This is a genomic window from Streptomyces sp. NPDC058000 (assembly GCF_042886435.1).
Lineage (GTDB): Bacteria > Actinomycetota > Actinomycetes > Streptomycetales > Streptomycetaceae > Streptomyces.
On sequence record NZ_JBHVQS010000053.1, the window covers coordinates 1 to 8,942 of the forward strand.

At 70.6% G+C, this 8,942-nt stretch carries 12 protein-coding genes; 5 read left to right on the forward strand and 7 right to left on the reverse strand.

The features are described from left to right. Window positions 1-113: 113 nt before the first annotated feature. The 4 genes from ACFVT2_RS33830 to ACFVT2_RS33845 form a co-directional block, all read right to left on the reverse strand. Window positions 114-401: a DUF4229 domain-containing protein gene (locus ACFVT2_RS33830; protein ID WP_390024232.1), complete on the reverse strand. Its 288-nt coding sequence runs from the start codon at window positions 399-401 to the stop codon at window positions 114-116. A 96-nt stretch (window positions 402-497) separates the two neighbouring features. Then, entirely contained in the window at window positions 498-1,022 is a 525-nt protein-coding gene (locus tag ACFVT2_RS33835) for a GNAT family N-acetyltransferase (RefSeq protein WP_390024234.1), read from the reverse strand. 42 nt (window positions 1,023-1,064) lie between these two features. Then, on the reverse strand, window positions 1,065-2,228 hold the full coding sequence (gene mqnE, locus ACFVT2_RS33840) for an aminofutalosine synthase MqnE (protein ID WP_390024337.1): 1,164 nt from the start codon (window positions 2,226-2,228) through the stop codon (window positions 1,065-1,067). 178 nt (window positions 2,229-2,406) lie between these two features. After that, complete coding sequence (locus ACFVT2_RS33845) at window positions 2,407-2,865, reverse strand: Lrp/AsnC family transcriptional regulator (protein ID WP_390024236.1); 459 nt, start codon at window positions 2,863-2,865, stop codon at window positions 2,407-2,409. Window positions 2,866-2,990: 125 nt separating this feature from the next. Here ACFVT2_RS33845 and ACFVT2_RS33850 point away from each other — a divergent pair, with 125 nt between their 5' ends. Then, the gene (locus ACFVT2_RS33850) at window positions 2,991-3,125 is read left to right on the forward strand and encodes a hypothetical protein (protein WP_390024238.1); all 135 of its coding nucleotides are present in this window, start codon (window positions 2,991-2,993) and stop codon (window positions 3,123-3,125) included. On the opposite strand, the gene ACFVT2_RS33855 is transcribed toward ACFVT2_RS33850, so the two are convergent. Then, complete coding sequence (locus ACFVT2_RS33855) at window positions 3,122-3,856, reverse strand: UbiX family flavin prenyltransferase (RefSeq protein WP_390024240.1); 735 nt, start codon at window positions 3,854-3,856, stop codon at window positions 3,122-3,124. The genes ACFVT2_RS33850 and ACFVT2_RS33855 overlap by 4 nt on opposite strands. A 110-nt stretch (window positions 3,857-3,966) precedes the next feature. Here ACFVT2_RS33855 and ACFVT2_RS33860 point away from each other — a divergent pair, with 110 nt between their 5' ends. Both ACFVT2_RS33860 and ACFVT2_RS33865 read left to right on the forward strand, forming a co-directional pair. Next, window positions 3,967-4,572: a rhomboid family intramembrane serine protease gene (locus ACFVT2_RS33860; RefSeq protein ID WP_390024242.1), complete on the forward strand. Its 606-nt coding sequence runs from the start codon at window positions 3,967-3,969 to the stop codon at window positions 4,570-4,572. A 120-nt stretch (window positions 4,573-4,692) separates the two neighbouring features. Next, window positions 4,693-5,268 carry a DUF4870 domain-containing protein gene (locus tag ACFVT2_RS33865; protein WP_390024244.1) on the forward strand — a complete coding sequence of 192 codons (576 nt, stop codon included), beginning with the start codon at window positions 4,693-4,695 and terminating at the stop codon, window positions 5,266-5,268. A 19-nt stretch (window positions 5,269-5,287) separates the two neighbouring features. On the opposite strand, the gene mqnP is transcribed toward ACFVT2_RS33865, so the two are convergent. Both mqnP and ACFVT2_RS33875 read right to left on the reverse strand, forming a co-directional pair. Then, the gene (mqnP, locus tag ACFVT2_RS33870; protein ID WP_390024246.1) at window positions 5,288-6,208 is read right to left on the reverse strand and encodes a menaquinone biosynthesis prenyltransferase MqnP; all 921 of its coding nucleotides are present in this window, start codon (window positions 6,206-6,208) and stop codon (window positions 5,288-5,290) included. Next, complete coding sequence (locus ACFVT2_RS33875; protein ID WP_390024248.1) at window positions 6,205-7,659, reverse strand: menaquinone biosynthesis decarboxylase; 1,455 nt, start codon at window positions 7,657-7,659, stop codon at window positions 6,205-6,207. Before ACFVT2_RS33875 ends, mqnP begins: the two co-directional genes overlap by 4 nt. 87 nt (window positions 7,660-7,746) lie before the next feature. On the opposite strand from ACFVT2_RS33875, the gene ACFVT2_RS33880 reads away from it, so the two are divergent. Together ACFVT2_RS33880 and ACFVT2_RS33885 are read left to right on the forward strand one after the other, a co-directional pair. Continuing rightward, complete coding sequence (locus ACFVT2_RS33880; protein ID WP_390024250.1) at window positions 7,747-8,253, forward strand: PLD nuclease N-terminal domain-containing protein; 507 nt, start codon at window positions 7,747-7,749, stop codon at window positions 8,251-8,253. 68 nt (window positions 8,254-8,321) lie between these two features. Continuing rightward, the gene (locus ACFVT2_RS33885; protein ID WP_390024252.1) at window positions 8,322-8,885 is read left to right on the forward strand and encodes a nucleoside deaminase; all 564 of its coding nucleotides are present in this window, start codon (window positions 8,322-8,324) and stop codon (window positions 8,883-8,885) included. Window positions 8,886-8,942 lie beyond the last annotated feature (57 nt).

Here is an 8,942-nt window from a genome sequence, read left to right on the forward strand (position 1 = left end):
CGAGAGCTACCTCGCCGGACTCCATCTCCGCGCAGCGACCATCTGGATCGGCAGTCTCCTGCAAGCCGATTGATCACAACCACAGACAGCCCCTAAGGGGCGAGGGGTCGGGCTTACAGCCCGTCCTCCATGCGCTGGTTGGCCGCGAGGCGCTCCTTCTGGCGGTCCACCTTGGCCACGATCTGCTCGGACATCGCGTCCCGCTGCTTGCGCAGCAGCACGAAGCTGAGCGGCGCGGAGATCACGATGGCGAGCAGGAGCAGCCAGATCATGTTGGAGCTGCCGACGCCGAGCGGAATGATCCGGAAGTACCCCAGCACCCACACCACGGCAAAGCTGACGGCGAACAGGCCGATGCGAAGGGCGGTGTAGCGGAGCGTCGCGAACTTGGGGCTACTCACGGTCGGGACCTTCTTCTCAACGGCAACCGAAAGGGTCTCCGTCCAGTCAAGCACAGGACTCTGGGCGATCTTCCGGGCCCCCGGCCCGAGGACGCTTCAGGCCAGATCGAGCCACATCGTGACGTCGTCGCGGAAGTCGCCGTCGGCGAGCTTGATCGCGCGGGGGGCGCGGCCGATCTCCTGGTAGCCGCAGGCTTCGTAGAAGCGGCGCAGGCCGGTGCCGCCGCGGCAGGTGAGGCGCAGGCCGATGATGCCGTCGATGCCGCGGGCGGCGTCGGCGACCGCGGCCATCAGGGCGCGGCCGACGCCCTGGCCCTGGCGGGCGGGGTGGACCATGACGGTGTAGACCCACAGCCAGTGGGTGGACATCCAGTGCCAGTTGAAGGTGAGGAACGCGGTGGCCGCGACCCGGCCGTCGCCGTCCCGGCCGATGAGCAGCCGCTCGCGCTTCTCGGCCATCGCCGCGAGGTGGCGGACGAGGCCGGGGCGGATGTCCTCGGGAGTCACGGGCGGAGCGAAACCGACCGCGCCACCCGCGTTGGCGACCTCCGCCCACAATGCGCAGATCCCGTCGCGGACCTCCGGGGTGACGGCAGGGTCCAGCTCGAAGCGCACGCTCATGGAGCGGACCCTACCGGGGCCCCGTAGGGCCGGAGGATGGCGTCAGACCCGCATCGGCTGCGGGGACTCGCGGCGGTCCGCGTCGGGGCCGGGGTACTCGCGGATGGTCTCGTAGCGGGTGTTGCGCTCGACGGGGCGGAAGCCGGCGTCGCGGATCAGGTCCAGCAGGTCGTCGCGGGTGAGCTTGTTCGGCGTGCCGTAGTTGTCCGCGTCGTGCGTGATCTTGTACTCGACGACCGAGCCGTCCATGTCGTCCGCGCCGTGCTGGAGGGCGAGCTGGGCGGTCTGGACGCCGTGCATCACCCAGAAGACCTTGACGTGCGGGACGTTGTCGAAGAGCAGCCGGGAGACCGCGAAGGTCTTCAGGGCCTCGGCGCCGCTGGCCATCGTGGTCCGGGCCTGGAGCTTGTTGCGGATCTTGCCGTCCTGCATGTCCACGAAGTCGTGCTGGTACCGCAGCGGGATGAAGACCTGGAAACCCCCGGTCTCGTCCTGGAGTTCACGCAGCCGCAGGACGTGGTCGACGCGGTGGCGGGGCTCCTCGACGTGCCCGTAGAGCATGGTGCAGGGGGTCTTGAGGCCCTTTTCGTGGGCGAGGCGGTGGATCCGCGACCAGTCTTCCCAGTGGGTGCGGTGGTCGACGATGTGCTGCCGGACCTCCCAGTCGAAGATCTCGGCGCCGCCGCCGGTCAGCGACTCCAGGCCGGCGTCGATCAGCTCGTCGAGGATCTCGGAGGCGGACAGGCCGGAGATGGTCTCGAAGTGGTGGATCTCGGTGGCGGTGAACGCCTTGAGGGAGACGTTCGGCAGCGCCTTCTTCAACTCCCGCAGCGAGCGCGGGTAGTAGCGCCACGGCAGGGTCGGGTGCAGGCCGTTGACGATGTGCAGCTCGGTGAGGTTGTCGTTCTCCATCGCCTTGGCGAGGCGGACGGCCTCCTCGATGCGCATGGTGTACGCGTCCTTCTCGCCCGGCTTGCGCTGGAACGAGCAGTACGCGCAGGAGGCGGTGCACACGTTCGTCATGTTGAGGTGGCGATTGACGTTGAAGTGGACGGCGTCGCCGTTCTTCCGGGTCCGCACCTCATGGGCGAGGCCGCCCAACCAGGCCAGGTCGTCGGACTCGTAGAGGGCGATTCCGTCCTCGCGGGTCAGCCGTTCGCCGGCGTGGACCTTCGCCTCCAGCTCGCGCTTGAGGCCGGCATCCATCGACGCAGCCATCGGGTCGCCTCCCACCATCTCTGTCTGTCACCGGCCGTTTCACGTGAAACGGTGGCCGTTTCGTGCGAAAAACGGGCTTCGCCGAGCCTACTCCCCCGGTTCCGCGGCGGGCGGAGGCCCCTTGGAAGTGGCCCGGGCCTCCGTCCGCCGTCGGTGTGCACCCGGCTCAGTCGACCTCTTCGGGGAGTTCGCCGACGCGGTTCTCCCACTTGGTGGAGAGCACGATCGTGGTCCGCGTACGGGAGACGCCCTTGGTGCCGGACAGCCGCCGGATGGTGCGCTCCAGCCCGTCGACGTCGCCGACCCGGACCTTGAGCATGTAGGAGTCGTCGCCGGCGATGAACCAGCAGTCCTCGATCTCTTCGAGGTCCTTGAGCCGGCGCGCGACGTCCTCGTGGTCGGCGGCGTCCGACAGGGAGATGCCGACCAGCGCCGTGACGCCCAGTCCGAGCGAGGCGGCGTTGACCGTCGCGCGGTAGCCGGTGATCACCCCGGCCGCTTCGAGGCGGTTGATCCGGTCCGTGACGCTGGGGCCGGAGAGGCCGACGAGCCGGCCGAGCTCCGCGTAAGAGGCCCTGCCGTTCTCGCGGAGTGCCTGAATGAGCTGCCTATCCACCGCGTCCATGCCCTCAAGCCTTCCAATCTTTCCGCTTTTCTGCGTTCTGCATGTAGAATCTAAGGCATACAGGGTCCGAGCCCTGTGATTCATTTAGAACGATCAAGGACGATCTTTCAACAGGAGTTGTCACCGTGTACTCGATCGAGATGGCCTACGCCCGCATGCGTGAGCTGCAGGACCAGGCCAATCGTTCCCGTGCCGCCCAGCTGCCCGCGACCTCGCGGGCGCGCCGCCGCCTGGGCCGCGCCGCCGCCAAGAAGCGCTAACGAGCCTTCGGGGCCTCCCCCTTGGAGCCGCCCCCCAGCTCCCCTTCCCACCGCCGGTACAGCCCGTGCGGCACCCGCGCCGCATCGAGCACCCGGCCCGCGACGAAGTCCACCAGATCCTGGATGTGCGTCGCACCCGCGTAGAACGCCGGCGAGGCGGGCAGCACCACAGCGCCCGCCTCGTCCAGCGCTACCAACTGCTTCAGCGTCGGCCCGTTCAGCGGGGTCTCCCGCACCGCGACGACCAACGGCCGCCGCTCCTTGAGCGTCACGCTCGCCACCCGCTGCAACAGGTCCTTCGACAGCCCCAGCGCCACGCCGGCCACACACGCCGTGCTCGCCGGGACGATCAACATCCCCTTCGCCGGATACGAACCCGACGACGGCCCCGCCGCCAGGTCCCCGGCCGGCCAGTGCCGGACCCCCGCCAGCGCCTCCTCGGGCACCCGGAAGGCGTCCGGCTTGCCGTCCGCGCCGCGCTCCAGCCACTCCCGCAGGTCGCTGCGCCAGTGCGCGTCCCGGAAGGCGATCCCGGTCTCGTCCATCAGGGTCAGCCGCGACGCCCGGCTGACGACGAGGTCCACCGCCTCCCCGGCCGTGAGCAACCCGCGCAGCACGGCTGCGGCATACGGCGTCCCGGACGCACCGGAGATCCCGACGACCCACGGCCGACGGCCCGGATCCTGCTGACCGGTGTCGTTCTTGCTGGTGTTGTTGTGCGGCGGCTCCACGGATCGAGCCTATCCGGCGGAACCACCGGGGCCGTCACGACCGTTACTACCTGTGCGCCGGTACGACGCCGGGGAGCCGACCGGACACGCCGACGACGAGGGGGCGGAAGATGACACCGCGCACCGCACGGGCCAGGCCCGCGCTCCTGCTGATGCTGGGCTGGGTCGCGCTGCTGTGGGTCCTGGAGGGCATCGACACCCTCAGCGGCAACGCCCTCGACACCTTCGGCATCCAGCCCCGCGATCCGGCCGAGCTGGTCGACGTGGTGCCCGCCGCCTTCCTCCACTTCGGCTTCGGCCATCTGGCGGCCAACACCCTCCCGCTGCTGGTGCTCGGCTTCGTCGCCGCGCTGCGCAGCGGGATCCGCCGGTTCCTCGCCGCGGCCCTGCTGATCATCCTCGTCAGCGGCCTGGGCGTGTGGCTGACCGCCGCACCGCACAGCAACACCGCGGGCGCCTCCGGGGTGGTCTTCGGGCTCTTCGGCTATCTCGCGGTCCGCGGCTTCATCGAGCGCAAGCCGCTGGACATCGGGATCGGGGTGGGCGTCGCCCTCGTCTACGGCTCGATCCTGTGGGGCGCACTGCCCACCACCAGCGGAATCAGCTGGCAGGGCCATCTGTTCGGACTGGTCGGCGGGGTGCTGGCGGCGTTCGTCCTGCGCGAGCGCGGGCGGACGCTGCGGGCGGCCGACGGCGTTGTCAGACCCGTCCCGTAATCTCGACACACGAGGCTCGAAGCGGTCGTCGGGCGGGTGCCGGCACCCGCCGCACGGCCCGGCGGAGCACCCCCCGCGGGCGCGGCGGGACAACGACACAGTGATTCGGGGGAATACACGATGTCCGACCATCACCAGCCGGGATACGGCCCGCCGGGCTGGCAGCAGCCCACCCCTCCGCCCGCCGGCTACGGCTACCCGAGCGCGCCCGGCTACGGCTACCCCACCGGCCCCGGCTACGGCGCCCAGCCCCCCTCGCCCTCGACGACCCCGGCGATGTGGGCCCACCTCGGTGCGCTGCTGACCATCACCGCGGGCTCGATGCTCTGCGGTCTGGGCGGCTTCCTCGGCTGGATCGGCCCGCTGTCGATCCGCAGCAACGCCCGCCACAAGCACGACCCGTACGTCCGACACCACGCCACCCAGGCGCTGAATCTCGGCATCACCCAGGCCATCGTCGCGACGCTCGGCCTGATCCTCTACTTCGGCAGCGCGATCATCTTCGCCGCGGCCGACGACAGCGGACGGGCCGACGCCCCGCCGGGGCTGGCCGTTCCGCTGGTGACGGTCATGGTGGTCATGGTGGCCTATGCGATATCCGGCATGGTCTGCGCCCTCATCGGCACCATCAAGGCGACCAAGGGCGAGCTGTGGAGCTACCCGCGGCTGATCGCCTGGCCGCTCAGCAAGGGCTGACCGGCCGGGCGTCAGGGCGTCAGGGCGTCAGGCCGCGAACGAACAGGTCGAGCAGCGCGCAGACGAAGAGCGCGATCCCGATGAAGCTGTTGACCTGGAAGAACGCCCGGTTGAGCCGAGAGGTGTCGTGCGGGCGCACGATCGCGTGCTCGTAGCAGAAGGCCACCGCCACGATCACCAGCCCGATCCAGAAGAAGATCCCGGCGCCGATGGCGACGCCGTACCACGCCAGCAGCGCGGTGGTGACGACGTGGCACCAGCGGGCGCCCCAGAGCGCGCCCGGCACACCGAAGCGAGCCGGTACGGACATCACGCCGTTGTCGCGGTCCGCCTCGACGTCCTGGCAGGCGTAGATCAGGTCGAAGCCGCCGATCCAGATGCCGACCGCGAGGCCGAGGATCACCGACTCCCAGGACCACTCACCGGTGATCGCGATCCAGGCGCCGACCGGGGCCATCGCCTGGGCCAGGCCGAGGATCGCGTGCGGGAAGTTGGTGAAGCGCTTCCCGTAGGGATAGACCACCATCGGGACCACGGCGACCGGCGCCAGCGCCAGGCATAGCGGGTTGAGCAGCGCGGCCGCGCCCAGGAAGACCACCACGGCGACCAGCGCGCCGGTCCAGGCGGACCGGACCGACACCACGCCGGTGACCAGCTCGCGCCCGGCCGTCCGCGGGTTCCGGGCGTCGATCTCCCGGTCGATGATGCGGTTGACGGCCATCGCGAAGGTGCGCAGGCCGACCATGGCGACGGTGACGAGCAGCAGCCGGGCCCAGTGGACGTTCTTGTCCAGCTGGAGCATCGCGGTGAAGGCCGCGATGTAGGCGAAGGGCAGCGCGAAGACCGAGTGCTCGATGACGACGAGGCGGAGGAACGCCCGTACCTTGCTGTCCGGTTGCGCGGGCCCCGGCCCGCCGATGACTCCTTCTACCGCGCTCACAGCCCGTACTCCTTCCAGCGGCGGTCGACCAGCGCGGCCGTCCGCGGGTCCGACTCGACCATGTCCGGCCAGCCGCCGTCGCGGGTGTAGCCCTCCTCGGGCCACTTCTTGGTGGCGTCGATGCCCGCCTTGCCGCCCCAGAACTGCTGGTAGGAGGCGTGGTCGAGGTGGTCGACGGGGCCTTCGACGACGGTCAGGTCGCGGGCGTAGTCGGTGTTGCCCAGCGCCCGCCAGGAGACCTCGTGGAGGTCGTGCACATCGCAGTCCGCGTCGACCACCACGATCAGCTTGGTCAGCGACATCATGTGGGCGCCCCAGATGGCGTGCATGACCTTCTGGGCGTGCTTGGGGTACTTCTTGTCGATCGAGACGATCGCGCAGTTGTGGAAGCCGCCGGACTCGGGGAGGTGGTAGTCCACGATGTCCGGGACGATGATCTTGAGGAGCGGGAGGAAGAACCGCTCGGTGGCCCGGCCCAGCGGCCCGTCCTCGGTCGGCGGGCGGCCCACGACGATCGACTGGAGCAGCGGGCGCTTCCGCATCGTCACGCAGTCGATCTTCAGCGCCGGGAAGGGCTCCTGCGGCGTGTAGAAGCCTGTGTGGTCGCCGAACGGGCCCTCCGGCAGCATCTCGCCGGGCTCCAGCCAGCCCTCGATGACGACCTCGGCGTGCGCCGGGACCTGGAGCGGGACGGTCTTGCAGTCCACCATCTCGATCCGCTTGCCCTGGAGGAAGCCGGCGAAGAGGTACTCGTCGATGTCGCCGGGGAGCGGTGCGGTCGAGGCGTACGTCACCGCCGGCGGGCAGCCGAAGGCGATGGCGACCGGCAGCCTCTCACCGCGCTTGGCGGCGACCTGGTAGTGGTTGCGGCTGTCCTTGTGGATCTGCCAGTGCATCCCGATGGTGCGCTTGTCGTGGCGCTGGAGGCGGTAGAGGCCGAGGTTGCGGACGCCGGTCTCGGGGTGCTTGGTGTGGGTCAGACCGAGGTTGAAGAAGGAGCCGCCGTCCTTCGGCCAGGTGAACAGCGCGGGCAGCTTCTCCAGGTCGACGTCGTCGCCGGTGAGCACGACCTCCTGGACGGGCGCCTCGCCCTTGACCTTCTTCGGCGGGACGTGCGTCATGTTCGCGAGCTTGCCGAACGCCTCGCGGACGCCGACGAAGCCGTGCGGGAGTTCGGGCTTGAGCAGCCCGCCGATCTTCCCGCTGATCTCCTCGTACGCCGTGAGGCCGAGGGCCTTCAGGAGCCGGCGGTCGGTGCCGTAGACGTTCATGGCCAGCGGCATCGACGAGCCCTTGACGTTCTCGAAGAGCAGCGCCGGCCCGCCGGCCTTCTGCACCCGGTCCACGATCTCGCCGACCTCCAGGTACGGATCGACCTCGGCCTTGATGCGCGTCAGGTCGCCCTCGCGCTCCAGGGCCCGCAGCAGGGAGCGAAGATCGTCGTAAGCCATGCGCTCCAGTATCCGGTACGCACTACCCTGTACGGGTCACGGGGCCCCGCCGAGGGCCCGCTCGCGCGTGCAGGGGGACCGTCCGCAATGCTCAGGTATCTGCCGTTCCTACTGGTGCTGGCGCTGTGGATCTACGCGTTCATCGACTGCCTCAACACCCCTGAGTCGCAGGTGCGCGGCCTGCCCAAGGTGGTGTGGGTGCTGATCATCCTGCTGTTCGGCGAGGTGCTGATCGGGCCGATCGCCTGGCTGGCGGCCGGGAAGCAGCGGCACCGGGTCGCGGGCGGCGGCGGCAGCACGCCCGCCGAGTGGCACCGCAACCACAGCGGGCACCCCGGCGGGAAGTGGCTGGCACCGGACGACAACCCCGAGTTCCTGCGGTCCCTGCGCGAGGAGAACAAGAAGGACGAGGCGCTGCTGAAGGACTGGGAGGCCGATCTGCGGCGCCGCGAGGAGGAGCTGCGGCGCAAGGAGTCCGGGGCCTCCGGGGGCGGGACCGGCGCGGGCGGCGCGGGCAGCTCCGACGGCAACGACCGGACGAGCGGGAAGAACGACCGCAAGGGCCCCGAGGACACCCCGCCCACCACAGCCTGAGCGTCCCTCACGGCCGTCCGGCCCAGCCCGCGTTGCCACCGCCCGGCCGGGCGGGGAGAGTGACCGGCATGGACCAGGCACCGGATCAGGACCGGACGCCGGAGTGGGGGCAGGACCGCGACGCCGCCCGCCGCTACGGCCGCGTCGACGGCCATGACGACCCGTGCGGACACCCCGACCACCTCCAGGAGCAGGCCCGGGCCATGCTCGCCACGGCGGTCGCCGAGGCACGGGCGGGGCTGGCCGAGGGCGGCATCCCCGTCGGGGCGGCGCTGTACGGCCCGGACGGCGCGTTGCTGGGGCGCGGCCACAACCGCCGCGTCCAGGACGGCGATCCGTCGCTGCACGCCGAGGTCGCGGCGTTCCGGGCGGCCGGGCGGCAGCGCGGCTACCGCGGCACGACGCTGGTCACCACGCTCTCGCCGTGCTGGTTGTGCAGCGGGTTGGTCCGGCAGTTCGGCATCTCCCGGGTCGTCATCGGCGAGGCCCGGACGTTCCACGGCGGCCACGACTGGCTGGCCCGGCACGGCGTGCGGATCGTGCTGCTGGACGATCCCGGGTGCGCGGCGATGATGCGGGACTTCATCGGGGCGCGGCCGGAGCTGTGGCAGGAGGACATCGGCGGCGCCTGAGGCCGGCCCGGCGCCCGGCGGCGTCCCGCCCGGGCCCGCCGGTGACCGGTAATCCGG

What these genes read in the sequence shown, in the direction of transcription:
- ACFVT2_RS33880 (WP_390024250.1), top strand. Translation starts at nt 7,747, where the DNA reads ATGCTCAGGTATCTGCCGTTCCTACTGGTGCTGGCGCTGTGGATCTAC.
- ACFVT2_RS33865 (WP_390024244.1), top strand. Translation starts at nt 4,693, where the DNA reads ATGTCCGACCATCACCAGCCGGGATACGGCCCGCCGGGCTGGCAGCAG.
- ACFVT2_RS33860 (WP_390024242.1), top strand. Translation starts at nt 3,967, where the DNA reads ATGACACCGCGCACCGCACGGGCCAGGCCCGCGCTCCTGCTGATGCTG.
- ACFVT2_RS33875 (WP_390024248.1), bottom strand. Translation starts at nt 7,659, where the DNA reads ATGGCTTACGACGATCTTCGCTCCCTGCTGCGGGCCCTGGAGCGCGAG.
- ACFVT2_RS33885 (WP_390024252.1), top strand. Translation starts at nt 8,322, where the DNA reads ATGGACCAGGCACCGGATCAGGACCGGACGCCGGAGTGGGGGCAGGAC.
- ACFVT2_RS33835 (WP_390024234.1), bottom strand. Translation starts at nt 1,022, where the DNA reads ATGAGCGTGCGCTTCGAGCTGGACCCTGCCGTCACCCCGGAGGTCCGC.
- ACFVT2_RS33845 (WP_390024236.1), bottom strand. Translation starts at nt 2,865, where the DNA reads ATGGACGCGGTGGATAGGCAGCTCATTCAGGCACTCCGCGAGAACGGC.
- mqnE (WP_390024337.1), bottom strand. Translation starts at nt 2,228, where the DNA reads ATGGATGCCGGCCTCAAGCGCGAGCTGGAGGCGAAGGTCCACGCCGGC.